General features: G+C 61.4%; 27 protein-coding genes. 17 read left to right on the plus strand and 10 right to left on the minus strand.

The window, feature by feature from the left end; genetic code table 11:
• Positions 1 to 343: 343 nt before the first annotated feature.
• Positions 344 to 745 carry a hypothetical protein gene (locus E4K09_RS24860; protein WP_134500327.1) on the minus strand — a complete coding sequence of 134 codons (402 nt, stop codon included), beginning with the start codon at positions 743 to 745 and terminating at the stop codon, positions 344 to 346.
• Between the two features lie 796 nt (positions 746 to 1,541).
• On the opposite strand from E4K09_RS24860, the gene E4K09_RS24865 reads away from it, so the two are divergent.
• Positions 1,542 to 1,793 carry a DUF6894 family protein gene (locus E4K09_RS24865; protein ID WP_134500328.1) on the plus strand — a complete coding sequence of 84 codons (252 nt, stop codon included), beginning with the start codon at positions 1,542 to 1,544 and terminating at the stop codon, positions 1,791 to 1,793.
• A gap of 199 nt (positions 1,794 to 1,992) precedes the next feature.
• Here E4K09_RS24865 and E4K09_RS24870 read toward each other — a convergent pair whose 3' ends face one another.
• Positions 1,993 to 2,799, minus strand: coding sequence for a GntR family transcriptional regulator (locus E4K09_RS24870; RefSeq protein ID WP_134500329.1), 807 nt, complete (start codon positions 2,797 to 2,799; stop codon positions 1,993 to 1,995).
• Positions 2,800 to 2,962: 163 nt separating this feature from the next.
• On the opposite strand from E4K09_RS24870, the gene E4K09_RS24875 reads away from it, so the two are divergent.
• The 5 genes from E4K09_RS24875 to E4K09_RS24895 are packed head-to-tail and all read left to right on the plus strand — an operon-like array spanning position 2,963 to position 8,342.
• The gene (locus E4K09_RS24875; RefSeq protein ID WP_166802509.1) at positions 2,963 to 3,973 is read left to right on the plus strand and encodes a Bug family tripartite tricarboxylate transporter substrate binding protein; all 1,011 of its coding nucleotides are present in this window, start codon (positions 2,963 to 2,965) and stop codon (positions 3,971 to 3,973) included.
• Positions 3,974 to 3,993: 20 nt separating this feature from the next.
• Positions 3,994 to 4,446, plus strand: a complete 453-nt coding sequence (locus tag E4K09_RS24880) for a tripartite tricarboxylate transporter TctB family protein (protein WP_134500331.1) — start codon at positions 3,994 to 3,996, stop codon at positions 4,444 to 4,446.
• A 20-nt stretch (positions 4,447 to 4,466) separates the two neighbouring features.
• Positions 4,467 to 5,999, plus strand: coding sequence for a tripartite tricarboxylate transporter permease (locus tag E4K09_RS24885; protein WP_134500332.1), 1,533 nt, complete (start codon positions 4,467 to 4,469; stop codon positions 5,997 to 5,999).
• 8 nt (positions 6,000 to 6,007) lie between these two features.
• Positions 6,008 to 7,042, plus strand: coding sequence for an amidohydrolase family protein (locus tag E4K09_RS24890; RefSeq protein WP_134500333.1), 1,035 nt, complete (start codon positions 6,008 to 6,010; stop codon positions 7,040 to 7,042).
• A 7-nt stretch (positions 7,043 to 7,049) separates the two neighbouring features.
• The gene (locus E4K09_RS24895; protein ID WP_134500334.1) at positions 7,050 to 8,342 is read left to right on the plus strand and encodes an MFS transporter; all 1,293 of its coding nucleotides are present in this window, start codon (positions 7,050 to 7,052) and stop codon (positions 8,340 to 8,342) included.
• A gap of 313 nt (positions 8,343 to 8,655) precedes the next feature.
• On the opposite strand, the gene E4K09_RS24900 is transcribed toward E4K09_RS24895, so the two are convergent.
• Complete coding sequence (locus tag E4K09_RS24900) at positions 8,656 to 9,570, minus strand: LysR family transcriptional regulator (RefSeq protein WP_134500335.1); 915 nt, start codon at positions 9,568 to 9,570, stop codon at positions 8,656 to 8,658.
• Between the two features lie 134 nt (positions 9,571 to 9,704).
• Here E4K09_RS24900 and E4K09_RS24905 point away from each other — a divergent pair, with 134 nt between their 5' ends.
• From E4K09_RS24905 to E4K09_RS24935, 7 genes are read left to right on the plus strand one after another with little or no spacing between them, the layout of a single operon-like run.
• A complete protein-coding gene (locus tag E4K09_RS24905; RefSeq protein WP_134500336.1) occupies positions 9,705 to 10,280 on the plus strand; it encodes a flavin reductase family protein in 576 nt (191 codons plus the stop codon).
• Positions 10,277 to 11,380: an LLM class flavin-dependent oxidoreductase gene (locus E4K09_RS24910; RefSeq protein WP_134500337.1), complete on the plus strand. Its 1,104-nt coding sequence runs from the start codon at positions 10,277 to 10,279 to the stop codon at positions 11,378 to 11,380. Before E4K09_RS24905 ends, E4K09_RS24910 begins: the two co-directional genes overlap by 4 nt.
• A complete protein-coding gene (locus E4K09_RS24915; RefSeq protein ID WP_134500338.1) occupies positions 11,377 to 12,180 on the plus strand; it encodes an alpha/beta fold hydrolase in 804 nt (267 codons plus the stop codon). Before E4K09_RS24910 ends, E4K09_RS24915 begins: the two co-directional genes overlap by 4 nt.
• Before the next feature lie 25 nt (positions 12,181 to 12,205).
• Complete coding sequence (locus E4K09_RS24920) at positions 12,206 to 13,240, plus strand: Gfo/Idh/MocA family protein (protein WP_166802510.1); 1,035 nt, start codon at positions 12,206 to 12,208, stop codon at positions 13,238 to 13,240.
• Between the two features lie 41 nt (positions 13,241 to 13,281).
• Entirely contained in the window at positions 13,282 to 13,827 is a 546-nt protein-coding gene (locus tag E4K09_RS24925) for a carboxymuconolactone decarboxylase family protein (protein ID WP_134500340.1), read from the plus strand.
• A 44-nt stretch (positions 13,828 to 13,871) separates the two neighbouring features.
• Entirely contained in the window at positions 13,872 to 14,960 is a 1,089-nt protein-coding gene (locus tag E4K09_RS24930) for a Gfo/Idh/MocA family protein (protein ID WP_134500341.1), read from the plus strand.
• Positions 14,944 to 16,059, plus strand: a complete 1,116-nt coding sequence (locus tag E4K09_RS24935; protein ID WP_244610674.1) for a Gfo/Idh/MocA family protein — start codon at positions 14,944 to 14,946, stop codon at positions 16,057 to 16,059. The genes E4K09_RS24930 and E4K09_RS24935 overlap by 17 nt, the downstream gene beginning before the upstream one ends.
• A 159-nt stretch (positions 16,060 to 16,218) precedes the next feature.
• On the opposite strand, the gene E4K09_RS24940 is transcribed toward E4K09_RS24935, so the two are convergent.
• Genes E4K09_RS24940 through E4K09_RS24955 form a run of 4 tightly spaced genes read right to left on the minus strand, consistent with a single transcriptional unit; the run spans position 16,219 to position 19,524 of the window.
• A complete protein-coding gene (locus E4K09_RS24940) occupies positions 16,219 to 16,518 on the minus strand; it encodes an antibiotic biosynthesis monooxygenase family protein (protein ID WP_134500343.1) in 300 nt (99 codons plus the stop codon).
• A gap of 48 nt (positions 16,519 to 16,566) precedes the next feature.
• The gene (locus E4K09_RS24945; protein ID WP_134500344.1) at positions 16,567 to 17,649 is read right to left on the minus strand and encodes an Ldh family oxidoreductase; all 1,083 of its coding nucleotides are present in this window, start codon (positions 17,647 to 17,649) and stop codon (positions 16,567 to 16,569) included.
• Positions 17,646 to 18,074 carry a cupin domain-containing protein gene (locus E4K09_RS24950; protein ID WP_166802511.1) on the minus strand — a complete coding sequence of 143 codons (429 nt, stop codon included), beginning with the start codon at positions 18,072 to 18,074 and terminating at the stop codon, positions 17,646 to 17,648. Before E4K09_RS24950 ends, E4K09_RS24945 begins: the two co-directional genes overlap by 4 nt.
• 22 nt (positions 18,075 to 18,096) lie before the next feature.
• A complete protein-coding gene (locus E4K09_RS24955) occupies positions 18,097 to 19,524 on the minus strand; it encodes an NAD-dependent succinate-semialdehyde dehydrogenase (RefSeq protein WP_134500346.1) in 1,428 nt (475 codons plus the stop codon).
• A 335-nt stretch (positions 19,525 to 19,859) separates the two neighbouring features.
• On the opposite strand from E4K09_RS24955, the gene E4K09_RS24960 reads away from it, so the two are divergent.
• Positions 19,860 to 21,140, plus strand: coding sequence for a glycoside hydrolase family 1 protein (locus tag E4K09_RS24960; protein ID WP_204985789.1), 1,281 nt, complete (start codon positions 19,860 to 19,862; stop codon positions 21,138 to 21,140).
• Positions 21,141 to 21,234: 94 nt separating this feature from the next.
• Here the strand turns inward: E4K09_RS24960 and E4K09_RS24965 are convergent, their stop codons facing one another.
• Together E4K09_RS24965 and E4K09_RS24970 are read right to left on the minus strand one after the other, a co-directional pair.
• Complete coding sequence (locus tag E4K09_RS24965; RefSeq protein ID WP_134500347.1) at positions 21,235 to 21,741, minus strand: GAF domain-containing protein; 507 nt, start codon at positions 21,739 to 21,741, stop codon at positions 21,235 to 21,237.
• Between the two features lie 139 nt (positions 21,742 to 21,880).
• Positions 21,881 to 22,954, minus strand: coding sequence for an endo-1,4-beta-xylanase (locus E4K09_RS24970; protein WP_134500348.1), 1,074 nt, complete (start codon positions 22,952 to 22,954; stop codon positions 21,881 to 21,883).
• 71 nt (positions 22,955 to 23,025) lie between these two features.
• Between E4K09_RS24970 and E4K09_RS24975 the strand changes: the two genes are divergently transcribed.
• The 3 genes from E4K09_RS24975 to E4K09_RS24985 are packed head-to-tail and all read left to right on the plus strand — an operon-like array spanning position 23,026 to position 25,818.
• The gene (locus tag E4K09_RS24975; RefSeq protein WP_134500349.1) at positions 23,026 to 25,020 is read left to right on the plus strand and encodes a PP2C family protein-serine/threonine phosphatase; all 1,995 of its coding nucleotides are present in this window, start codon (positions 23,026 to 23,028) and stop codon (positions 25,018 to 25,020) included.
• Entirely contained in the window at positions 25,007 to 25,342 is a 336-nt protein-coding gene (locus tag E4K09_RS24980; RefSeq protein WP_134500350.1) for an STAS domain-containing protein, read from the plus strand. Before E4K09_RS24975 ends, E4K09_RS24980 begins: the two co-directional genes overlap by 14 nt.
• 32 nt (positions 25,343 to 25,374) lie before the next feature.
• The gene (locus E4K09_RS24985) at positions 25,375 to 25,818 is read left to right on the plus strand and encodes an ATP-binding protein (RefSeq protein ID WP_134500351.1); all 444 of its coding nucleotides are present in this window, start codon (positions 25,375 to 25,377) and stop codon (positions 25,816 to 25,818) included.
• An 11-nt stretch (positions 25,819 to 25,829) separates the two neighbouring features.
• On the opposite strand, the gene E4K09_RS24990 is transcribed toward E4K09_RS24985, so the two are convergent.
• Positions 25,830 to 26,294, minus strand: coding sequence for a hypothetical protein (locus E4K09_RS24990; RefSeq protein ID WP_134500352.1), 465 nt, complete (start codon positions 26,292 to 26,294; stop codon positions 25,830 to 25,832).

Raw genomic sequence — 26,294 nt, forward strand, 5'->3', positions numbered from 1 at the left:
GAGACATGGATCATCCTTGGCTTTCGTCCTCGGCATCCTTCTGCCCTTACCTACGGAGTGCACTGCGGCTCTTGCTCAACGTCGACCGTTGACCATACATGAGCCTTCCTGCGACAGCACCACCCGGGTCGGATTGCCCACAAAAAGCTCGCCATCGCACCTAATGCAAAAGGCCGAAGGTCATGACGGGTCAGGAAAAGATCAAGGCTCCGGCCAGTCTTCGCACCCTCTGAGGCGCGCCAACAGGCAATCGTCGAGGCTTATGCTCGCAAGCCGCGCGCGAGATCGTGCAAGCCTCCTTCTCACGTCCGATGCTGGAGCGCGACGGAGCGCGCCTAAGCTCTCACTCCCCGCTCTCCGGAACTTGCCATGCCGTCGCTTCCTCCGCTGTCGCTTTCCGCCTGCTGAGGAGTTCGGCCAGGAGCCTGGCGGGGAACCGCACGGTCCGGTGAACCGATTGGACGAAGTGATCATCGTCCAAGTCCATGAGGCTCACGGTGACGATGTCGGGCCGCTCCTGATCGAACTCGATGTCGAATGAGAGCGAGGGATGCATTTCCCCGAAGGGACCCTCCGCTGGAATGTTCAAGGACGTAAGCCGGTCCTCAGGAGCGGAAAAGCCGAGGCGGATTTCCTTGACGTGGGTCTGATCGAACGGGCGTTCGATACGGGAATCGTCTGACCCGTTCAGAGCCAGCACCCGACTTTCGGGCGCCGGGTTCTCGCGTTTTTCCGGTGCGATCATGCGATGAGGCCTCGGTGAAGGCACCCATGCCGATCTCGGTGGTGCATCATTGGCACGGCTCGTCTCGTCCTCGGTTGTTGAGAGGCCTTGCCGAGCCTCCCTTCGATATATCGGCATGATTCATTCCCCAGCGAGACTAAAGCATGGGCCCGTCGTGATGCGGGCGATTCACTTTAGTCCTCAGCGGGAATCATTTTGCTTTGGTTGAGTTAAGGAATCGTCTTTTCCAGGTATGTAAAACGGCGCTGAATAATAGAGACTATATTCTACAAAGGGGCGAATACTTACTCAACATCTCGCACGATCCTGGAAAAGATGCCTGCCGCGCCGCTTCGGCTTGGGTTATCCTGATTTGCTCGCCACCCCGCCTCTTGAGGAGTCGCTTCAGCTTTCCTCATCCACAGGCATCCACAGGCCGGCCATCTGTTCTCGTTTTGTTCTTAATCTGTGGTAGAGTTGAGGCTTGATTGGGAGAACCGACATGAGATTGCCTCGCTTGTCTTTGCGTATAGGGAAGCTGCTGGATGCCCACGCCGAGGGACCTTTGGCTATTGCCGCCTTGGCGTTCATTGTCCTGGCATTGCTCTTGATCAAGTATCTTGCCGGTTTATGACCCCGGAACGGAACCGGCACGAGGCTTGGCCGTTGACCTGATGAACTTCATTGGTTCCCTCTGGTAAAACTCAAGTGCCTGGTGGTCCTTCCATCAGGCTCATTCTCTTGTTCCGACAAGGTATCATTGAACTAATCCCTAAGAGCGTATGACGTTCCTGCTCGCATGACTAAAATTCCTGTCATGCCTCAGTACAATTTTGTCATTTGCAACAGTCGGGGACGGGCCAAGTATCCCAGGAGCTTCGACCTGCCCGATATCGAAGCGGCCCGTCATGCTGCTCTGAAGATCGCCCGTGTCTTCACCGAAGTCGTGCCGTTTTGGAGGGGGCTCCCTCCCGAGCAGAAGAGCGACTTCGTCGTTGAGATCGTGGATGAAGCCGGCGAAACAACCCTGACGGTCCCGTTCAGGGACGTCGATGAACTCAAGCCATGATTGGGATCGAGGCCTTGGCTCGCAAAAAAGCCTCACCAGAAGACGACTCGCTGATGAGGCTGTTAGGCTTGGGAGGAAACAGCTTCAGTCTAAAGAGATTCCTGGGCATGTCTGTGCGGAGGCGCACCGGACTCTGCGCCTTGCAGCGCGCTCCTTCGATGCCGCGGTTCTCTTGACATGCCCTCTCGCCGTATCGGTGTCACGGGTCGAGGCTTGCAATTTCAACCTTCATCCGATTCTTGATGGGCGAGGAGTTGAACTCGGGCCGGCGCAGCCGGTGACGTAACCTGAAGCGATCGGCCCGGTAATAGGCTCGCGAGCATTCAAGCGCCTCGCCCGAATTTGAATAGACGATGCGCTCCAGAAGGATGAGGGGGTGGCCAACCGGAACACGCAGCATCCCGGCTCGAAAATCGTCCGCCACGATGAACTCGATCACCTCGTCTGCTTCGGTCGCATGCACATTGTAGAGCGTCTCCACAAGCGCATAGAGCGGCTGGGAGAGGTTCATCTGCAGCAAACGCGGAGCGATGCGGGCTGGAACGAAACTGGTGCGGAAAGCCGCGGGCTGCCCCTCGGGGGACAGAACCTTGCGGATCTTATGAACGAGCTCGCTGGTGCGCAGCCCGAGCTTGGCCGCGATCCAGTCCGGCGCGGGCACTGTCTCGACGCTATAGAGATCGATATGCTCCGGATCCTCGGCGTCGAAGCCGGACAGCAGGAAATGGTCCGGGTCGGCGAGGGGCTCGGCGAGCCGTGAGGCAAGGACGAAGGTGCCACGGCCCTGCTGCTTCTGCAGGAGGCCCTCGTCGACAAGCGCCGAAATGGCCTGCCGAACCGTGATTCGAGACAGCCCATAATGGTCGCAGAGTTCGGTCTCGGACGGAATCTTGTCTCCGGGCTTCAGGTCGAATGTCGCGAGGTCGCGCAGCGCATGCTTCAGCTGCAGCCATAAAGGCGTGCTCGGGGTTCCCCTGAGAGGATGCAGGTTCGGGCCTGATTCCATCGTTGTTTTCCCTTGTCTCCGCTGTCAGAGGGCCTGGCTCGGCCGTATCTCTGGTGTTGGCAACTCTCTTGACACTTACGTCAACCCGCATCTAGTCTCAATACGTCTTATGACGTCATAATAACTATAGATGCACCAAGCTGCAATTCGGAGGAAGCCAACCATGAACATGACTGGAAAAGTGAAAAGCTCTCTGACACGCCGCCTCATGCTGTTCAGCCTCAGCTCCGTTTCGGCGCTCTTGATGCTTGGTGCCGGCGAAGGTTACGCGCAGGGCAAAGCCCCTCAGGGGCCTATCGAGATCACGAGCGGGACCAGTCCTGGCGGCACTCCTGACGTTCTGATGCGCCGTGTGGCGAAGATCCTCAACGAGGAGAAAATCATCACCAATCCGATCGTCGTGCAAAACCGCACCGGCGGCTCATGGATGGTCGCCGCTAATTGGGTGCTGAACAAGAAGGGCGACGAGAACACCGTCCTGACCATCGCGCAGCCGATCCTGACGACGCCGATCACGACCGGCCAGCCGACGGTCTACGACAAGCTCACCCCCATCAGCATGTTCATTCAGGGCGATCTCCTGATCGCCGTGCAGCCGAACTCCCCGGCAAAAACCTTCAAGGAATTCGTCGACCTCGCCAAGCAGCGTGAGCGGAGCATCAAGGTTGCCGGCGCGCAGGCCGGATCCACGGACCACATGGTGACGGGCTTGGTCGAGAAGGCGAGCGGAGCGAAGTTGAACTACGTGCCATTCGATGGCGGCGGTGCTGCTGCAACGGCTTTCCTTGGCGGCAACGTTGATATGATCGTGCTTCCTCCGAGCGAGGCATTGCCCCACGTCAAGAACAACAAGATCAAGCTCCTTGCCATTTTGAGCGAGAGCCGCCGCACTGAGCCGGAATTCAAGGATGTGCCGACGGCCAAGGAGCAGGGGTTCGACATCGTTTGGGGGCAGTCGTGGGGGCTTGCCGGACCTCCCGGCATGGATCCCGAACTGGTGAAGTTCTGGGACAATGCCATTCAGAAGCTTGCCGCCACCGACGCCTGGAAGGCGACCGTGAAGGAGATGTTCCTGCGCAGCCAAGTCGTCAATGCCAGCCAAGCCAAGGAGCACATGGCTCAACTGCACGATCAGCACCTTGCCCTCCTGCGTGACCTCGGCCTCGCCAAGTGAATCCCGCAAGGAGCCCTGCCATGAAGGCTGCGGATATCCTCAGTGCCTGTGTGATGCTTTTCCTCGCGGTGGTGGTTCTGATCTCCACCAGACATCTGCCCTACTGGGCGGATTTCGCGCCCGGTTCGGCGTTCTCCCCGTTCTGGGTTGCTGCAGCGAGCATCCTTGTTTCCTGTGTTCTCGTTGTCGGCGCTCTGCGCCGGCAATCCCACCCGCCGATCGATTGGCCTGACCGCCAGGGATTGCGCCGGGTTCTTTTGACGGCTGGCGGGCTGTGGGCAATTGTCGTCTTGGCTCCTGTTCTGGGGCTCGTCGCGACTGCCGTCCTGTTCATGCTGTTTCTGCTTCTTGTGGTGTTGCGGCGAAACCTCTGGCCCAGCCTGCTCACGACGGCGGTCACCGCAGCGCTCATTTATGGCGTGTTCTCAGCATGGCTTGGGATCGCCTTTCCCACAGGCCTGCTTGGCATCTGACACCGTCAGGGATTTCTTTCATGATCGATGCCTTGGTTTCTCTGGGTAACGGATTTGGAGTCGCCCTGACTCCGACGAACCTCCTGTTCATCTTCATCGGTGTTTGCCTCGGCCAAATCATCGGAGCGCTGCCGGGTCTGGGGCCGTCCGCCGGCATGGCCCTCTTATTGCCAATCACCTTCGGCCTTCCGGCCGCCACCGCGATCATGATGCTCGCGGGCATCATGTATGGTGGCATGTATGGAGGCACGCTGACATCCGTCCTGGTCAACGTCCCAGGCGAAGCCGCGAGCGTCATGACGGCTGTCGACGGGCACAAGCTCGCGAAACAGGGCAGGGCCGGCGCAGCCCTGAGCGTCTCCGCAATCGGTTCGTTCATCGCCGGCGTCGGAGCCGTGATGCTTCTCGTGTTCGTGACGCCGCCGCTCGCCGAATTCGCTCTCCGCTTTTCATCGCCGGAATATTTCCTGCTCGCCGTACTCGGTATCACCGCAACGGCCAGCATTGGCGCGGGATCTCCCGTCAAGGCCATTCTGACAGCCATATTCGGATTGATGATCGCTCTCGTCGGCACCGACCCGATCCTTGGAAGCGAGCGTCTTACGTTCGGCATGACGGAACTGCTCGACGGCATCGACTTCCTGCCGGTGGCCATCGGCATCTTCGGCATCGCTGAAGTCCTGAGTTCCCTCGAGCGCAGCTATGATTCCGAGCCGATCCGCACGCGCCTGCGCGACATGTGGCTGAGCGCAAAAGATTGGACCGCCTGCAGGTTCTCGATTCTGCGCGGCGGCATCCTGGGCTTCGTGATCGGATTGATGCCGGGCGCGGGCCCGACTGTCGCCGCGATCCTGGCCTATGTCACGGAGAAGCGCTTCAGCCCCCATCCCGAGAAGTTCGGAGAAGGCGCGCTCGACGGTGTGGCGGCCGCGGAATCGGCCAACAATTCGGCGGCCCACGGCGCACTCATTCCCATGCTGGCACTGGGGATTCCAGGCTCCGCATCGACTGCGGTTCTTCTGGCCGCACTGGTGCTGCAGGGTATTCGGCCGGGGCCGGGCCTGATGGTGGAACAGGCGGATCTCGTCTGGGGCCTCATCGCCAGCATGTTCATCGGCAATGTGATTCTGCTGGTGCTCAATCTGCCCCTTGCCCCGGTTTTCGGCGCATTGCTGCGGGTGCCTTATGAATACCTGGCTCCGGGCATCCTGGTGATCTCCCTCATCGGAACCTTCGCCACGACCCTCAGCCTGTTCAGCGTCGGGCTGACGCTCTTCTTCGGCATGATCGGCTATCTCATGATGAAGGCTGATCTCCCTCGGGCGCCCGTGGTGCTGGCGGTCGTGCTGGCGCAACTGATGGAAACCTCACTGCGGCAGTCGCTCATGCTGTCGGAAGGCAATCTCTGGATCTTCGTCCAGCGTCCCATCTCGATCATTCTTCTCCTCCTCGTCATCGGCTCCCTTGCCGTGCCCATGCTGGGGCTGCTGACCCGCCGCCGCATGGAACGCCTTCGCCGCTCCGAGGCTAAAATTTCCATCGCAACCAAGTAGGATTTGTCATGAATTCGGTTCGTACCATCGATGTCCACGCGCATATTCTCACTGAGGAGATGATGCGCCTCATGCGCAACGAAGCACCCGATATCGGGCCTACTTTGAGCGAAGTTGACGAAGAAGGCGGCGTGCTCCAAGTCGGGAACATCGTTCAGCGGCCTTTCCCGCGCGGAGCTTGGGATCTCGATCTGCGCCTGCGTCATATGGACGAAGCCGAAGTCGACATGCAGGTTCTCTCGGTGTGTCCTCAGACCTTTCTCTACGACCGTGATCCTGCCCTGACAGCAACTCTGTCCGCGATTCAGAACAATGGGATCGCGAAAGTCGTGTCTCAGCATCCGGACCGTTTCCTGGGCATTGCAACACTGCCGATGCAGGATCCGGAACGCGCGGTCGCCGAACTGCGTCGGTCGATGCTGGAACTCGGATTGCGCGGCGCGCAGATTGGGTCCCATGTGGAAGGCCGCAATCTCGACGATCCGGCGCTTGAGCCGTTATGGGCGGCGGCGGCCGAGCTCAATGCCTTCATCCTGGTGCATCCGCAGAAGATCGCCGGCGGCGACCGGCTGAAGTCCTTCTATCTCAAGAACCTCATTGGCAATCCTCTCGATACCACCATCGCTGCTGCATCGCTGGTCTTCGGCGGCGTTCTCGAACGCTATCCCGCCCTCAAATTCTGCTTCGCCCATGGCGGCGGTTTCATGCCCTACCAGGTCGGCCGCATGAATCACGGCTGGTCCGTGCGGCCTGAAGGGAAGGTCAGCTTGAAGAACCCGCCGGAGGAGTCGATCCGGCGCCTCTATTTCGACTGCATCCTCCATTTCGAGCCCGCCCTGCGTTATCTCGTGGAAACATTCGGGGCCGAGCATGTCCTGCTTGGAAGCGATTACCCGTTCGACATGGGAATGATGGATTGCGTGAAGCAGGTGCGCGCCCTCGGCGTGTCGGCGCTCGACCGCAACACCATTCTGGGCGAGGCCGCCGCCGAGATTTTGGGCGAGGCGCAAGCGGTCGGCATGCGGGCGGCCCAGGGCGCCTGATCGGCCCATGACGCTCAAGATTCCAGAGGAGGGGCATGGCGCTTCAGCTCAAGCCGACCGCTCCATGTTTTCTCCTCCGGTGCCGGAAAGACCTTCCTATCGTTGGATTGTCTTGGGCATCGGAGTGCTGGCGCAGGGCGCGCTCGCCGCTCTTCAGCACGGCTTGTCCGGGCTTGCGCCGATGCTGCGTTCTGACTTCCGCCTCAGCCTGCCCGAGGTGGGTCTGATTCTCGCCGCTGCCAATTGGGGCATCATGAGCACGCTGCTCCTGTGGGGCAGGCTGGCCGACCGCTATGGTGAACGCATCGTTATCGCCATCGGGCTCAGTGGATCCTCTCTTGCTATTCTGGCTGCATCCTTCGTTCAAGCGGCGGATGCTTTTGTGGCGTGGCTCTTTCTGGCGGGGGCGCTCGGCTCCGCCGCCTCCGCTGCTTCCGGGCGAGCGGTCATGCATTGGTTCACGCGGGCCGAGCGTGGGCTCGCCCTTGGCATACGCCAGATGTCGATTCCGCTGGGCAGTGCAGTCGCGGCGGTGGCGCTGCCCCTGATCGCGGCCGCTGCGGGTGTTGGTTCAGCGCTTGTCGCTTTGGCTGGGGCCGCCGCTTTAGGAGCGTTGTGTGCCGGGTTGTGGTTGTCCTCCCCTCCTGATGGAACCTCGGACAGCGCACATGCAAGCCATGTCTCCCCCCTCAAGGATACGTCACTCTGGCGCCTCGCCTTCTGTGCAGGACTCCTGGTCTGCAGCCAGGTCGCCATGAACGGGTTCGTCATCATCTTTCTGGCCGAGCATCGCGGCGTGGATGTGGGCCTCGCGGCCGTGGTGCTGGCGATCATCAACGTCGGGGGAGGTGTCGGGCGCGTGCTGGCCGGGCGCCTTTCGGATATCACGGGGCGACGGGTTCCCCCGATCCGAAGTCAGGCGCTGTTCATGGCGGTGGCTCTCATAAGCTCCGCAATGCTGGTGAACGCTCCATTGGTGTTGCTGATCCCGGTTCTCATCATTACGGGCACCCTGGCGATCAGCTGGAACGGGCTTGCCATGACGGCAGCGGCCGAGATGGCGGGGCACGCCCGAGCAGGCACTGCAATCGGCCTTCAGGGAACCGTGATACGCCTGGTCAGCGCGGGTGCGGGAATAGCCTTCGGCTTCATCGTGGAGCAAACCGGCTCCTGGAGCATGGCCTTCGCGGCGCTCGGTGTCCTGCCTCTGGCCAGCTATGGCCTTCTGGCTCCCCTTATAGGAGAGGAGGAGAGGCGGCTTATACCCACCACCGCATCCGCCGGGGCGTCACCGCCCTAGGGCTGGGCGATGTCACCACTCCAGTGAGGGATTCTGGCTCCGGTGGTGGTCGCGCAACGCGCCGGTCTCTGCCAGGATCGCGAGGACAGCATGAAAGAACCGCTTTAGGTTCAACGACTGGCGTTCCGCAGCTGGGGCTGAGTTGAGGGCAGCGCCGGTCGACATCGTTTCACTCCAGATCGGACAGGGATATTGCTGCGAGGCCTTTACCCTTGTGCGCCGCATCACGCAATGTGTTGCATTGCGTCATAGCTAAGAAATTCGTCAGGACGCCTGTCGGGAGGAGCCGGAACCGTCCGGAAGCAAGGGACGATCATGTTTTCCAGAGCGCATTAAGGCTCTGCGTCTCCCCTTCGAGGATGTCGAGGAAAGCGTGAGCCGCAGGAGAGAGCGGCTGGCGGGCGGGCTCGATCAACACGAGGTCGGTTTCAAGCGAGGGGTCGGCGAGGGGATTCACGCAGAAACCCCGGCTTTTGATGTCGCTCGCCATCATGACACCTGGCAAGATGGTCACCCAATCGGTATTGGCCACCAGATCGAGAGTTCCGAGCATGGCATCGAGTTCGAGGAGCCTGTCCACCTTCACGCTGTTGGACGAGAAATAGGTCTCCAGGGTGCTCCGGCGGATGTTCTGCCAACTCGGCACGACAGCCTTGATCGGCTCCAGATCCGACAAGCGGACCGGCGCCAGATGCTCCAGACCCAATCGGCCGCTGGAGACCAGGATTTCCGGAGTCCGGACCAGCACGCGGCTTTTCAAGCCCACAGTATCTGCGAAGGCCGGAACGACAGCGAAATCCAACTCTCCCGCGCGGACTTGCTGGATGAGCATCGCCGAATAGGCTTCGGTGATGCGCACGACCACATTCGGATGCCGGTCCATGAACCGCGCCAGCGCTGGAGCCATGGCGCACCGCGTCATGGTCGGCATCAGCCCAACCGTGATTTCCCCATCCAGCCCGGCACCGAACGTCATCAGCGCTCGAGATGCAGCCTCGTTGCTTCTGAGCACCTCGATGCAATGCCGGTAATAGCTGTCTCCGGCAGGCGTCGGCGTCACGGCTCCGCTGCCCCGGGTGAAGAGCCTGACCTTGAACCGGTCCTCGATCTTGCGGATGTGCTGGGAAACGCCGGACTGCGTCGCATTTTCCCGCTCGGCTGCCGCCGTGAAGGAACGTTCTTCATAAACGGCCACAAACAGGCGCATGTCGCGCAGGCTCTCAAGCATGTCGCATTATGAATTCTGATGGAGATGAGCAGATCTTATCATTTTATCCACTGGCATGTCCAGGATAGCTTTCAATGAACGTATCGCCCGCCGTGATGGCCCCAGAGGTCGGCAGCCAAGGATGCTCCCATCGCATGTCTCATCACCTGAGTGCCTACAAAGTCGCTGATCCGATGCATCTTCGCCAGGCGCTCGGCCGGTTCGCGACCGGCGTAACCGTCGTCACGACGCGCTCCCCGAGCGGGAAACTGGAGGGACTGACAGCGAACTCGTTCTCATCCGTTTCGCTCGATCCTCCGCTGGTTCTGTGGAGCCTTCAGAAACGGGCGCCATCCCTTGAGAGCTTCAAGAACTCGGGCGCCTTCGCCGTGAACGTTCTGGGAGCCCATCAGCACGATTACTGCAAGCATTTCGCAACGCCCGCGCCGGATAAGTTCCAGAATATTCCCTACGAGATCGGCTATGGCGGCTGCCCTATCCTCGAGGATTGCATCGCCCGGTTCGAATGCTCGACGCACAGCGTGGTCGAAGGTGGCGACCATCTGATCTTCATCGGCCGCGTCGAGAACGTGGTCTATAGCGATGGCGAGCCCCTGATCTTCAGCGCGGGATCGTTCTGCGTGCCGACCCGCTTCCAAAAGCCTGACAACGCCAACGACATCCAAACAGCAGGCCAGAACGCCACAATGCAAAGGGAATGCTGCTCATGAAGCTGGGATTCTTCACGATGCCGATCCATCCGGTCGGCCGCGATCTCACCGAGACGCTCAAGGAGGACCGGGAGCTGACGCTGGTTGCCGACCGACTCGGCTTCGTCGAAGGATATTTCGGAGAGCATGTGACGGATGCAGCCGAGACCATTTCCTCGTCCCTGATCTTCATCGCGTGGCTTCTTTCGGAGACGAAAAATATCAAGTTGGGCTCAGGGACGATCAACCTGCCCAACCACCATCCTGCGATGGTGGCCGGAGAGGTCGCCATGATCGATCACATGGCCGAAGGACGCTTCATCATGGGCATCAGCCCAGGCGGCCTCCTCTCGGATGCCGAGGTTTTCGGAAACCTCGATAAAGATCGCTCAGCCATGTTCCTCGAAGCGGTCAATCACATTATCGACATCTGGACAGGAGAGCCGCCGTACAACCTGAAAGGAGAGCATTGGACGATCACGACGGAGCGGACCCATATTCCGGAACTGGGCCAAGGCTCCATTCACAAGCCTTACCAGCGTCCTCATCCGCCGATCGTGGTGACTGCCGTCGCGCCGTTCTCGAAAGGGGTGACAGAAGCCGCCGCACGCGGGTGGGATCCGATCTCCGCGAACTTCCTCCTGCCGCAATGGGTCAAAACCCATTGGCCGAAATACGTGGAAGGCTGTGAGAAGGGCGGGCGCCTCGCCGATCCGGCGAACTGGCGCGTGGCAAAGAGCGTCTTCGTGGCCGAAGACATGGAGACGGCGCGCCGCTACGCCACCGATCCGGAGGGTCCATATTACCATTACTATCGTTCGCTTGCGACGAAGCTGATCAAGAACGGCCGGGCCAATCTCTTCAAGAGCGATCAGAACGCGCCGGATTCCTCCGTCACCGTGGAGAGCGTCGTCGATCAGCTCGTGATCTGGGGCACGCCCGAGAAAGTCACCGAAGATCTCCTGGCCTTCCGCGACCAGATCGGCGACTTCGGTACCCTTCTTTATGCCGGACACGACTGGGCTGACCGCGATCTTGCGATCAGATCGATGGAGCTGATGGCCGAGAAGGTCATGCCCGCCGTCAACCGCGCTACGGCCACTGCAATAGTTGCGGCATGACACCGATGCAAAAGGAAATGCGTATTGCCGCCAACGGCGCTGAATTGAGGGTTCTCATCGACGGTGCGGAAGGCAAGCCGTGGCTCACGTGCCTGCATTCGCTCGCAACCAGGGCCGAGCTCTGGGACGATCAGATGGAGGAGCTGACGACGGATTTCCGCGTGCTCCGCATCGATGCGCGCGGACACGGGATGTCCGATCCGAAGGGCGAACCCTACAGCTTCGATCAGCTGGCGCAGGACGTGGTGGCGGTCTGGGATCATCTCGGGATCGAGAGGTCTGCCGTTCTCGGGCTCTCCATGGGAGGCATGACGGCTTTCGGCCTCGCGCTCGATCACCCTGCCCGCGTGACGCGGATCGTGGCCGCCGATTGTCGTTCGGATGCGCCGGAATTCTTCCGGAACATGTGGGCAGACCGGCAGCGGATCCTAGCCGAGAAGGGAATGGACGCCATCGCCGACATCACGATCCCGACCTGGCTCACCGAGGAAACACGCAGCACGCGCCCTCAGGATGTGGAGCGGGTGCGCAGGATGATTCTGGGAACGTCCCGCGAAGGATACCTGGGAGCGACCAAGGCTCTCCAATCCCTCGACTACAAAAACCGGCTGTCCGGTATCCGGTGCCCTGTCGGGCTCGTGGTGGGAGCCGCGGATGGTCCGCATCCGGCGGAAATGCGCGCCATGGCCGAGCTGATCCCAGGCGCGCGGCTTGCCGAGGTCCCCGCAGCAGCGCATCTTGCCAATGTGGAAAATCCTGCCGCGTTCAACAAAGAAGTTCGTTCGTTTCTTTCCGAATGAAGATCCCGCCAAGGGGAGGATAAACATGGTTCGAGCAGCTATCGTGGGTCTGGGGTGGTGGGGCAAGCACATCGTGCGCCGCATGCAGGGCTCGGAGAAGCTCAAGGTGGTGACGGCGCTGGAAACCTCCGACGCTCACGCATCCTTCGCCGTTGAGCATGGCCTTCGCTTCACGACCGACTGGAATGAGGTGCTGAGCGATCCGGAGATCGATGCTGTCATCCTCTGCACGCCGCATTCCCTGCACACGCAGCAGGTTCTGGCTGCGGCGGCTGCCGGCAAGCACGTCTTCTGCGAGAAGCCTCTGGCCCTGACCCGCGCGGACGCCGAGCGTTCGGTGGAAGCCTGTCGCGCCTCCGGGGTCAAGCTCGGCATCGGGCACGAACGCCGCTTCGAGCCTGCCGCCGTCGAGGTGCGCCGGATGATCCGAGAAGGGGTGCTGGGAACGATCATGCATGTCGAGGCAAACTTCAGCCACGACAAACTCGCCAATGTTCCCGAGACCGATTGGAGAGCCTCACCGGTGGATGCGCCCGCAGCCGGGATGACGGCCATGGGGATTCACCTGACCGATCTCTACCTCGATCTGTTCGGCCCGATCAGCGAGGTCTACGCGCAGACCGCACAACGGGTATCCAAGCGCCCCAACGGTGACGTGGTGTCCGTCCAGATGCGTTTTGCATCGGGTGCGACGGGCTACATCAATGCCATTCTGGTCACCCCGCTTTATATCGGCATGACCGTGTTCGGCTCGGAAGGGTGGGTCGAGGTGCGCAACCATACCCATCCCGACACACCCGGTCTGACGACGCTGACCTACCACAACCGCCATGGTCATAGCGACGTCATCGAGTTCCAGTGGGAGGACGCGGTGCGGACCAATCTCGAAGCCTTTGCCGACAGCATCGCCAACGGAACCGAATACCCCTTCACCGATGCGCAAAAGATCGGGAACATCGCAACGCTCGAGGCGATCTGCCAGTCGGCAGCCAGCAACATGCCTGTGCGTGTGGAAGCCCCCAGTGGAGTTTGGCTGCGTCCCGTCGCGGCAAGCGCGTGAGGAACCGTCCGATGCCGCAGGCTCAGGAAGCCGATCGTTCAATGAAACAGGCAGAGGAGCGCTATCGGAAGCTCGAACGTGATGCGCTCAGCCCGGAGCAGCAGCGCATCTTCGACGACATCGCGCTGCCGAGACACGGACAGGTTCCTGCTCCTTTTCACATCTACCTGGAGAGCCCGGAACTCTGCCAGCTCGTGCAGGCGCTCGGGGCCTTCTGCCGCTACAGGACGGGGTTATCGCCGCTCCTTTCGGAGACGGCGATCCTCACGACGGCGGCCTCTTGGAAGGCTGCCTACGAGTTCGAGGTGCATGCCGGGGAGGCTCTGAAAGCCGGAGTGCCTGAAGCGGTCGTGGAGGCGCTGAGGCAGGGCAGGGCCCCGTCCATCGAGGACCCGGATATGGATCTGGTCTATCGCTTTTCGGCCGTCTTCTACGAAAAGCGCGACGTGCCGGACGAATTGTTCGAAGAGGCAACATCCCGCTTCGGGCGACGGACCGTCGTCGAACTGGTGGGGGTGCTCGGTTATTATTCCATGCTGGCCATCGCCCTACGCGTTTTCCGCGTGCCCGCTTCCGCAGCGGATTGAGGTCCAGAACGGGCAAGACCATTCAACGAGGAGGGAAAACGTCTATGAGGCAGGTTGAGGTCGCCGTGATCGGCACCGGCTGGGTGGGAGGCATCAGGGCCGAGACGCTGGCGCGGTCCGCGCTCGTGGACAAGCTGCATATCTGCGAGATCCGGCCCGATCGGCTGGCGGAGGTCAAGGCTCTGACGCGGCCCGCAACCGCAACCCTCGACTATCAGGACATCGTCAAGAACGATAAAATAGAGATCGTCTTCATCTCGACGACGCCGGAACCGACGCACTTCCCCATTGCACGGGACTGTCTGAAGGCGGGCAAGCATGTCATGCTGGAGAAGCCCATCGCCCTGGAATTGTGGGAGGCGGATGAGCTGATTGCGATTGCACGGCGCAACAACGTCAAGTTCACCATCGGCTATTCCCAGCGCTTCAATCCGAAGATCGCCTACGCGAAGAAGAAGATCGCCGACGGCACCCTCGGCAAGGTCGTCAACGTGATGGTGAGCCGCCATCTTTCCCGCAGCCTGGGCAAGAAGATCGCTTCCCGTGTGAAGCTGTCGCCCGCCGCGATGGAATCCACCCACGACCTCGATTTCGTTTTCTGGCTGCTTGAGCCGGCTAAGCCCGTGCGCATCTATTCGCAGGGCGCCTACGGCTGCATGCAGCCCCTCAACGGCTCCTACGATTGCATGTGGAGCACGGTGACCATGGACGACGGCACCCTCGTCGTGATCGGGGGCGGCTGGAACCTGCCGCCGAGCTACCCGAATTTCTCCTCCACCTGGATCGAGATCACCGGCACGGAGGGGGCGCTGATCCTCGACGACACGCACCGCGATCATTGGCTCAACACCGTGGCGGAGGGAACGCGCTTTCCCATGTCCACCATGCCGGGCGAGCAGGTGGATCACGTGTTCGCAGGACAGATGGGGCCGGAAACGATCCACTTCATCGAAGCGGTTCTTCTCGATCATCAAGTCATGGTCGCTCCCGAGCATGCCCGCATGGTCATGGAGACCTACACTGCGGCCGATCTCTCGGCCGAAACCAACGAGCCCGTCACTTTGCCGCTTTCCAACAATGCGATCTCAGCCATCGCGGACATCAAGGGAGGAACATTTGAAAAAGTCAGCTAAGGGGATCGGTCTCGCCATTATCGGCGCCGGCCGGGTCGGCCTGTTCCGGGGTGAGGTGGCGGCGCGTCATCCTGCGGTCGAGTGGATCGGCATCGCCGAAATCAATCCCGAGCGGGGCAAGATGGTCGCCGAGAAGGTCGGCGCCGATTTTCTCACGACCGATTACAGGGAACTCCTGAGCCGCCCGGAAGTGAACGCGGTGATCATTGCGACGGACGAGCATCTCCACGTGGCCCCCATCATGGCGGCCGTCGAGCGCGGTCTTCCGATGCTGATCGAGAAGCCGCTGGCGACGGACCTCGCCGAATCCGCACGGGTGCTCCACGCCATCGAGAGCGCTGGGATCGATGCCGTCGTCGGCTACACGCAGCGCTTCCGGAGGAAATGGCTGTCGGCCAAGGAGAAGGTGCGAACGGGAGCCCTCGGCGATGTGACGCTTGTGACCTCCCGCGCCTTCATGAACCGGCTGGTCGCCATCGACAACTACAAGCGGACCGATGATCCATCCACGATCTCGCCCATGGTGATCTCAGGTACGCACGCCCTTGATATCGTCATGTGGTACATGGAGGCCAAGACGCCGGTCGAGGTCTATGCCCGTTCGGTCGACAAGGTGCTGGGGCCGGAATATGGCGGCATCGATGCGACGGCCGGGATGATCATGTTCTCGGATGGCAGCGTCTATCACCTGAATATCTCATGGGCCCTGCCGGTCACCTGGCCTGGTGCGGTCTATAGTCTGGAGGTCGGCATCAACGGCACGGATGGCGTGATCACCATCGACGATACGCACCGCGACATCGTGATGGCCGTGTCCAGCCCGCAGGCGGAAGGCTATGCTCCTGACAAGAGCCGTCTGGTTGATTTCCTCGGCAGCTACCCCCCGGGCGACATGGCTCTGGGCGAACTGCGCGGACCGATGCGCGAGGAAACGGATTCCTGGCTCAGCCGTGTGTCCCTTGGACTGCCGACGCAAGCCGCCACGGCTGCCGAAGCGCACCGGAATCTTATGCTCACGAAGGCGCTCGATCTGTCCGCGAAGCTCAAAAAGCCCGTTCAGCTTCCTCTCGAGGCACAGGCGGGGCTTGCCGCTGCATAAACCAAAAGAGAAACCCGCCCTGGAATGTCCCAGGGCGGGTTTTGCATGAAAGAAGGAGCGGTGCAGTTGGAGCATTTTTCGGCGAAGTGGATCCGGTTCGCCGGCAAAAAATGCGGCGCACCCAAGAACAGAGATGATTCCCCGCACGTGGAAACAGCTCTAGAAGCCGTGTACGGCCTGCTGCACATGCTCCACCTCGGGCGGACGTTCGAAGCAATGGCTGACGAGATTACGCCATTCCTGGAAGTCCGTGGAGTTGCGGAAGTCGACCGTGTGATTCTCCAGCGTTTCCCATTTGACGAACAAACGATACCGGCTAGGCCGTTCGATGGAGCGCTGCAGTTCCATGGCGATGCAACCCTTCGCACGCCGGAACAGGGGAGCGGCTTTGGTCACGCCGCTTTCGAACTCGGCTTCCATGCCAGGTTTAACGTCGATCTGCGCGATCTCTAGGATCATCTTGCACGTCCTGATGAGCTGGAATCGTCGGGCTGTCCGACGGGTGACTTACGCTTGAAGAGGGGCAATGCCGAGCCGCGATGCCAGATCATCGAGCTTCTTGATAAGCTCCGCTGAGAGCGGAACGCCATTGCGGGAACGATTGCCAAGTCTGGCCTCGCGATCCTCGCCGGGAATTCGGATGCGGTCGAAGCCCGGCAGGCGCTCGGAGACGCGCAGCTCTTGGAGATGCCGGTCGACTTCAGCCTTGAATGTCTCCAGCGGTGTGAAGCGCGCAACATCGACGGCGACGATGAAATGGCCGGTGTTGGTTTCGGATGTCGCATCGGCGTTGAAATCCACCACGTCCCGACCGAAGGCCGCGCCATTCAGCGTTCCGGCCAGCAATCCGAGAATGAGCGCAAGCCCGCTTCCCTTGTACCCGCCGATGGGCAGCAGGAGCCCCTCGTTGCTGCGCCTGGGATCCGTCAGCGGCCGGCCGTCGGCGCGGTTGATCATCCAGCCTTCGGGGATCGTTTTTCCCTGAAGAGCATAGTTCTTGATCGTCCCGTAGGAGACCATGGTCGTAGCAATGTCGAGGAGAACGGGCGGCTCGTTCCCTGCCGGAATTCCCACCGCCAGAGGGTTGGTGCCGAGCAGGGCTTCCACACCGCCCCAAATCGCCATGTGGTTGGCACTCGCCACCGCCGAGTACAGGCCGATCATTCCATGCTCCACCGGCATGGATGCATAGAGGGCAGCCGGCCCCGCATGATTCGAATGGTGCGCACCGACCCAGGCAACACCCGTCTCCCGCGCCATCTCGATGGCGGCCTCCGCCGCGTGGGACATCACGAGATGGCCCATGGCGTTATCGCCGTCAACGAGTGCTGTTGCGGGGGCCGTGCGGTTCACTTTGATCACGGGCCGGGGATTGATACCGCCCGACTGAATGCGTTGGACGTATTGGGGCAGCCGGAAGACGCCGTGTGCGTCCGCGCCCGTGAGATCGGCAAGGGCCATCAGGGCTGCAACCTTCGCAGCGTCTTCCTCTGGCAGGCCCACGGTCTGCAGGGCATTGCGGATGAAGGTCCGAATCACCTCGCCGGAAACCAAACCCGATGCAGGCGCCGCTGCGGCAAGAGAGGTCATTGCGCTGCTCCCTTCGCGTGCTCTGCCGAGATGGGGCGTGTCTCGCCCGTCGCAATCAGCGTTCTCGTGGCGTCGACGGATGCATAGGTCCAGAAGATCCGCATGGGCTGCGTGTCGGAGGCGTTGCGGAAGCGGTGGGGAACGTCGGCGGGCAGCCAAGTGGTGTCGAGCGGTCCAAGCTCGTGCTCCACACCGTCGATCTCCGCGATCGCACGGCCCTCGAGGATCATCACGCTTTCCTCGCAATTGTGCTTGTGAAGAGGGATTGCTGCTCCCGGCTCGAAGGACGTGATGCCATTCAGGAGACTCGTCGAGCCAACCTTCCGGCTGACGAGCGGAATGGTTTTCGCACCGCCTCCACGATCGGCGGCCTTGATCTCGGATGGGCGCAGAACGGCGCCGGAAGAGGGTTTCGTGTCGCTCATCATTGCTCTCCGCCTTGTCCGCTTACTCGGACAAAGTCACCTTGTTCTTGTCGTGCGCTGGGCCGATCCAGACTGTCTTGACGTTCGTGAATTCGCGGATGCCGAATACGCCCAGTTCGCGTCCGTATCCTGACTTCTTGATGCCGCCGAAGGGGAGTCGGGGATCGGAGGCAACCATGCCGTTGATGAACACGGCTCCGGCCTCGATGCGTCGCGCCAGCTTGCGGGCCTGATCAAGATCGCGGGTCCAAAGCGCCGCGCCCAGGCCGAACTCGGTCCTGTTGGCGAGTTGGATCGCGTCGTCCGCATCCTTGGCGCGGATGACGGCAGCGGCAGGACCGAAGGTCTCCTCGGTGAAGGCGGCCATGTCGGGGCTCACCCGATCGAGAACCGTCGGCTCATAGAAATAGCCTGGGCCCTCAACCGGCTTCCCGCCCAGCTTCAGCTCTGCTCCCGCCGCAACGGTGCGCTCCACCTGGGAGTGCAGGGCCTCCCGGAGGTTCGCCCGAGCCAGCGGGCCGATATTGGTGTCGCGTTCCATCGGGTCGGCGACCTTGAGAGCCCTCACGTGGGAGCAAAGAGCCTCCACGAAGGCATCCGCGACGCTCTCCTCGACGATGAACCTTTTGGCCGCGATGCAGCTCTGCCCGACATTCAGGAACCGGGCGCGGGTCGCGACTGCTGCGGCTTCCTGCACATCCGCATCGGAGAGAACGATGAAGGGGTCGGAGCCGCCGAGTTCGAGCACCTGCTTCTTGATGTGACTTCCCGCCTGGCTCGCCACCAGGCTTCCAACTTCGGTCGAGCCCGTGAGAGTCACCGCTGCGATGCGCGGATCCGCGATCAGGCTCTCGACCGCAGGCGGGCTGATCAGAAGCGTCTTGAAGAGGCCTTTCGGAGCGCCGGCTTCCCGGAGGACCTCCTCGATCGCAAGGGCGCATTGGGGAACATTGCTGGCATGTTTCAGGATCGCGCCATTGCCCGCTGCGAAAGCCGGGGCGAGGAAGCGGAAGAGCTGCCAGAAAGGATAGTTCCAAGGCATGATCGCGAGGATGACGCCCAGCGGATCGAAGACGACGGAACTCTCCGACGCATTGCTCGGCGTCGGTTCAGGAGCCAGGAACTCCTCGGCCTTCTCAGCATAGAAGTCGCAGTTCCAGGCGCATTTCTCGATCTCGGCTTCCGCCTCGATGATCGGTTTGCCCATCTCGGCCGTGATGAGGGCGCCGTATTCACCCTTTCGGTCCCGCAACACCTGCGCAGTCCTGCGGAGAAGATCGGCGCGTTCCGAGACAGGAACTTCCGCCCAGGCTCTCTGTGCACGGACTGCGCCATCCAAGGCGCTCTCGATGTCGTCAGGTCCGTGCTCATCGAAACTCCGAAGTGTCTCGCCTGAAGCAGGATTGATGGAATCGATCTTCCGTGGTTTCCAGACAAGTTTCTCAAGCATGGCCGTTTCCTCGTGGTTCGAATTCTTCCAATTTCATTAAACGTTGTGCCCGAATGGTCCGGATGAGACATGCCCTTCCTGGTTGCACGAGGGGCGCAGTCCATTATTGAATCAGAGCAGATAAAGATGTTATAAGACGTCTTATATTGTTGGCCATTCCACCGAGTGTCAAGCATGAGGAGCGCGACATTCCTCGTACCTGGAGTGTGGCTGCGGTGTCAGAGAATGAGCGTCGCCGATCCTGATCCACAAGGACCCACCAAAGGGAACCAGCATGTTCCCGATCCAGGGAAGCGGCCTACATAGGTCGTACGGCGGCCCGCGAGGACATTCTCTTGAACCATGCATCCCTGCCAGACGATTCGGCCCGATCCTCTGTTCGGGCTGGGATCTTTCCAACCTTCTTCCTGTCGGGCTTCGAGTGCTCGACCTTCATCTGGAAAGATCAGGGTCGCCGCGACCTCGTCGCTGAGACCCAGCATCGCGAGCACGTGGCGGAGGACTACGCCTTCCTGCGCTCGCTCGGCATCGCGGTGGCCCGCCAGGGAATTCCTTGGCCGTCCGTTGACAAAGGCGACGCTTATGATTTCTCAAGCCTCGATCCCTTCATCGATGCGATGAACCGCTACCAGATCCTGCCGATCTGGGACCTCTGCCACTACGGCTATCCGGACGATGTCGAACCGTTCGCCCCTGAATTCGCAGAGCGCTTCGCGGCCTATGCTCGGGCGGCGGCGCAATACGTGACACCCCGCATTCGCGGTCCGCACTTCTTCACGCCCATCAACGAGATCACCTTCTTTGCCTTCATGGGCGGCGAATGGGGCTGGACCGCTCCCTTCGGCAAAACGGACGAGCAGCGGCGGAAGCTGCGGCTTGCCCTGTGCCGGGCCGACATTGCGGCGGTCAAAGCGATCCGCGAGGTCGACCCGGAGGCACGCATGGTCCACATCGATCCGCTGATCCTCGTCGTCGCGCCGCGTGATCGGCCCGACCTCAAGAACGAGGCGGATCGCGAGACTTACGAGGATACCTTCTACGCCTGGGACGTGATTGCCGGCCGCCGTCACCCGGAGTTCGGCGGCTCGCCGGAGGTGCTCGATATCGTTGGCGTCAATTGTTACTCGTTCGGTCAAATGGAGTACCGCGAGAACGGCCCCCATGCCTCGCTGGAACCCCATGACGAGCGCATCCGGCCGCTGGGCGATCTTCTGACCTATGCCTGGGAGCGGTATCGCCGTCCGATGATCGTCGGCGAGACGAGCGGCCTGCGTGACGGACGCCCGGATTGGCTCTGCGATATTGTCGAGGAGTCACTCGCTGCCGTGCGCAACGGCATTGATCTGCATGGGGTATGCCTATTCCCGGCGGTCGACATGCCCGACTGGCACACGGGCGAATGGCTGCACAACGGCCTCTGCGATCTGGTCGAGGAGAACGGCACCCTGAAGCGCGTGCCTTTCCAACCCTATATCGACGAGCTGAGGCGCTGGCAGAAGCGCCTCAATCGGGTGACGGAACTCGACGAGGATCCCTTCAGCGATCCGGTCGATCTTTCCGACATCAAGAGGGCGGCCGAGGAGATGAAGATGACCTCGGACAAGGATTGGTGCTGACTGGGACTGCCGTAGGTGCCCGGCGCTCGACGGGCGCCCCGTAATGCGTCCATGGGCGTTTCCTCCGACTCGCCGGGTTCGCGAAGATCCCATTTTAGAGCTTACCGGCTTTTTCCAGTTCCTGGTCGGCGATCTCTTTGACGACGCGATCCGCAAAGAGCTGAAGCTCCGCCTTGTCGCCGCGTGAAAAGGGGCGCGGCTTCGTGTCGACGAGGCAGAGGGCGCCGAGCCGGATGTTGTGCAGGAAGATGAGAGGCGCCCCCGCGTAGAACCGAATAAAGGGAGCACCTGTCACGAGCGGATTGTCCTTGACGCGATCGTCAGCCTGGGCGTCGTTGATGACGAAGACATCGTCGGTCAGGATCGTATAGTTGCAGAACGCCACGTCGCGAGGTGTTTCGCCAGCCTGTAGGCCCTGGGCCGCCTTGATCAGCTGCCGGGTCCGGTCGAGGAGGGTGACCGTGCAGATCGGGACATCGAAATAGCGGCGGGCTTCGTCGCAGATCCGGTCCAAGGCCGGATCGCTCTTGGGGTTGAGAGCACCGGTTTCCAGGAGAGCCCTCAGGCGCTCTTCCTCATGGGGACCAAGGGGAAAGGACATTACTCTCTGCCTACACGAACAAGCCCACGAGCTGCTCCGCCATCAGACCTGAGGCACGGTGGGTCACGCTTGATTGATTTCTGAGTAGTCTATTTTCCGGTCCTCGGTAAATCGGAGATGATCAAATAACCCCGATCGGTTAACGGGTTGTCTCCCAAGGGTTTCCCGATGCCGTCGCATCCGCATCCGCATCGGGCGCGGGGGAGAACAGCGCCTTCTGCAGGGCGTGCCAGGCTGGCTTCCTGCGGAGAGCCGAATCCAAAGGGAGAGGGCGTTGCCGCGCATGGTCGGCGCGGGGCCTGAAACGGTTCAGCCACGTGCGATGATCGGCAAGCCCCCATGTGGTGACTGCAAGCGCATGGCTTTCGCTCAGAACAAGATCCAGATATGCGCGGTAGGTATCGGCCACCATGGCATCGCGCTGCCTCCGGTCTCGGGGACACAGGTGATCCGACACGTCCATTTCGGTGACCATGACACTCAATCCCATGCGGCGGATTTCGCGGAGAAAGGCCCGGAGCTCCGGATGCGCCCGGGGCTGCTCCAAGGCCGTCAGATGCGACTGGATGCCGAGGCAGCCGATCGGAGTGCCTCGGACCAGTTCCCGCTCCAGAAGAGCCAGCATCAAACGCCGCTTCTGCTCCGCGTCCGGCGAGGCATATTCGAGGCCCATCTCGTTCAGAACGAGAATGGCATCGGGATCGAGGGCCGCAACCTGATGGAAGGCCAAGGCGATGTAATCCGGCCCGAGAGCGGCCAGGAAACGGGTGCTGCGCAACCCTCCTTGGAGACCATGGGCCGGCTCCAGGGCTTCGTTCACAACGTCCCACGAGCTCATCTGCCCGGCATAGCGGGTCACGGTTGTTTTCAGATGATCGACGGCCCGGTCGGCGAACTCTCCGTTCGATCCATCGAGCTGAGCCTTCGGGATGGATTCATGCCACCACAAGGTATGGCCGTGCATGGCAAGCGCCTTGTTCGCGGCAAAATCCGAAAGCCTGTCCATGGCTGAGTAATCCGGCTCGGCGGAATGCCGGTAGACCGCATTCCACTTCATTTCATATTCCGGCGTGACAAGATTGCAATCTTGCAGAATTGCATGCACAAGTGGTTGCCAGGACAGATCGGAGGTGCAAAGAGCGGTGCCGCGAAGCGGGGTTTGGTGAACGCCAGCGTTCGACATCCCATTCATCGCGAGCCTATTCTGTGCCATTTCTTCCTAGCATGCCTATATAGTCTTTTCGCTTACCTAACCCGCTCCTTTCGTCCGCAGATCCCCGTCCTATGAAGATTCGCCACATCCTGTTGATTCTGACGGCCTTCCTAGGTGTTGCTCTGCTGGTGGCGGTCTCGGTCCAAATTCGCAACGAAGTGCTCGAATACCAGACCGCGCACCGTATGGTGGCGTCCAATGCGGTACGTGAGCGGCTTCTGCTGGCGACCGATGCCCTCGCGGCGGAACGAAGCCAGACCTATGCGCTTCTCATCGACCCGGACAAGGCCGGCGAGAAGACCCGGGGCGTGGACGAAGTTCGGCGTCAGGTCGACGACCTGCTCCAGTCTGCGGAGCGGACCATCGAGGAAACCCGCACATCACTCACCAACAGCGATGGCAGTCTGACTTTGCTGTCGGGCATCCGGCAGGCCGTCAAAGCGCTCCGGGACCTCGTCGACGCCTCTCTCAACCCGGACGAATCGCGCCGAAGCAGAGAATTGGCGCCTCGCTGGTTTCAGGAAACCTCGCGTCTTATCGAGGATCTGCAATCGTCGCGCCTGACGCTGCTCCAGCGAGAGAGGCCGCTTGAGCCGACTCTGCGGACAGAGGCCAACCTGAGAACCTATGGCGGTATCCTGAGCGAGAGCATCGCACGCAACCAAGCCCTGATGACCCACGTCTTGGCAAGCCCGCAAGGTTCGAGCGGCTTGGACCTCGATGCCATCAGTCGCAATGCCGGTCGGGCAGGGCTTGTCTGGGAGCTGATCGACGGCCAGCCAACGGCCTCGCTCAGCGAGCCCGTCAAAGCTGCGATTGCGTCCGCGCGCGAAGATTTCCGCTCGACCCTGGCGCCTCTTCAACAGTCGCTCCTTGTTTCTCTGTTGAGTCGGGTTCCACCCAGACTGGATTCGGACGATTGGTACGAGATTACGGGTCGTTCGTTGAACAGCGTCGCAATGATGCAGCAGGAATTGTTGAGCAGCTCCCGGACACGGCTTCAGGCCGAGCTGAGGCGTGCCGAGAGGTCGGTGGCCCTCTGGACAACCTTGCTCGCCCTCGGTGTCGGGGCCGTCATCGGCAGCGCTCTCGTCGTTCGACGGCGTGTCGTCCGGCCACTCGAGGAGCTGAGCCGCACCATGCTGAGGCTCGCGGATCACGACCTGACGACGCCGCTTCCGCGTGACACGCGTTCGGATGAGCTTGGTGCGATGAGCGATGCCCTGCGGGTGTTCAAAGCCAATGCCATCAAGCGCGAGCGGACGCAGAATGAAAAGCAGATGTTGCATGCGCGTCTGAGGGATGCCTACCGCCAGCTCCGCAAGGATCTCGAGGCGGCCGCGGTCATTCAGAGCACCATGCTGCCTCCACCGTCGACCATGGGCGGCGTGCGGCATCGCGGGCTTTTCAGGCCATCGAGCCTGATTGCCGGCGATACCTACAATGTCGTGCGGCGCAGCGATGGCGGCATCGGCTTCTTTCAGGTGGACGTCGCCGGCCATGGCGCTCCCGCGGCTCTCGTATCAGTGGCTTGTCACCACGCCCTGTCTCAGGCCATCCTGACGAGAACCCAGGGCACTCCGCTGGAGGAGATCGCCTCGCAGATCAATGGCGACTGGCCCGAAGACCTGCCGTACTTCACGATGATTCTCGGCGAAGTCGATCCTCGCTCACAGCGAGCCAGCATCATCCAGGCCGGGCATCCGTCGCCGCTCGTAATTCGGGTCGATGGCACCGTCGAGGCCTTGGGCGACGGGGGCTTTCCCGTGGGAATGATCGCGGCGGCAACCTACGAGCGGCTCGAGTTCGAATTTGAGCCCGGGGATCGCCTGCTCATCTATTCGGACGGTCTGATCGAGGCCGAAGATGCAAAGGGCGAGGCGTTCTCGGAAGCGCGCCTGCGCCAGGTTATTGTTGAGAATGCCGGGAATCCGACCTCCGTCCTGCTCGAAGTCCTCGATGGGGCCGTGCGCAACTGGCGGGGCTCTGAAACCTTGGAGGACGACTTGAGCGTTCTCATGCTGGAACGTTTAGCCGAAAGGACCCCTGCCCATGCTGTCCACTGATCAACGCGGTAACATCCTCGTCGTCCAGGTCGAGGAGAAACGGATCGACGCCAGCAAGGCGCCTATCTTCAAGGACGAGATGACGAGGTGCATCGAGGGCGGGCAGAACCAGATCGTCCTCGATCTCAGCCGGGTGGACTTCATCGACAGCTCGGGGCTCGGCGCCCTCGTTTCCTGCCTCAAGCGCCTCGGGCCGCGCGGAAGCCTGGCCGTCGCCGGAGCGACCGGAGCCGTGAGCCGCTTGTTCACGCTGACCCGCATGGATCGTGTTTTCGCCCTGCATCCCAATGTGGAGGCCGCGGTCGAACAGCTTTCTGCCTGAAACCCCACTGCCATAGAGCAGAAAGAACCGGGATGGCCGCCTCCATCAGCCTCTCCATCGACAGTGACCTCGACAAGGTCTCGCTCGTTGCCCGCGCCGTTCGTTCCCTCTGCACGGACGTGCTCGGGGCGGACGAGCTCGACGCCGTGGAGCTCAGCCTCGTCGAGGCCATCAACAACGTCATCAAGCACGGCTATCACGGCGAGAGCGGCAAGGATGTCCAAGTGTCCGTCGCGCTCCAGCCCGGGCAGGTGGTGATCGAGATCATCGATCATGCTCCTCCGATGCCGGCGCAGGTGCTGGAAAAGGATTCCGAGGACCCGTTCGCCTTCGACGAAACGGATCTCGCCAACATTCCTGAAGGAGGAATGGGCCTGGCGCTCATCCACATGAACATGGACGAGGTCGAGTACCATTCAGGCGAGGCCGAAAATCGTCTGCGCATGGTGAAGCGTGTCTCGCCATCGCCAACGTGAGCGACCGCTTCTCATGGAGTTGAGCTCAGTCTCGCAATCCGGTCCTGGAGCGACGGAAAGGCGACCGCCGCCGTCCCGAGAGCCGCAACGAACACGGGCGCGATCTCGCCTTTCCGGCCTTCAGCGTCCGACAGAACCCTTTGGGCTCTTGAGAGGCCATCCTCCGGCTTGAGGATGCTCAACTGGACGGCCGCTGACAGGGACGCGAGAAGGGCCGCTCCGTTGACGGCTGCATCCGGGGCGGCAGCGTAGGACTCTTCCGCTCGTTGAAGACTGGCTCGGACCGCGGCGTCCGTGGCGGGCGCCACAAAGGCAGGCGCGTTCCTCTGCCGGGAGAGTTCCGTTGCGACCTGGCCCTGGATGCGGGCTTCAGTATCCAGGGTTTCCAGATAGATGATGAAGCTCGTCGAGAGAGCCAACGCAATGATGAAGGTGATCTGGCCACGCGCCCGAAGAAGGCCGGTTCTAAAGCTCAT

Source organism: Microvirga pakistanensis (assembly GCF_004458765.1).
In the GTDB taxonomy this organism is placed as follows: Bacteria; Pseudomonadota; Alphaproteobacteria; order Rhizobiales; family Beijerinckiaceae; genus Microvirga; species Microvirga pakistanensis.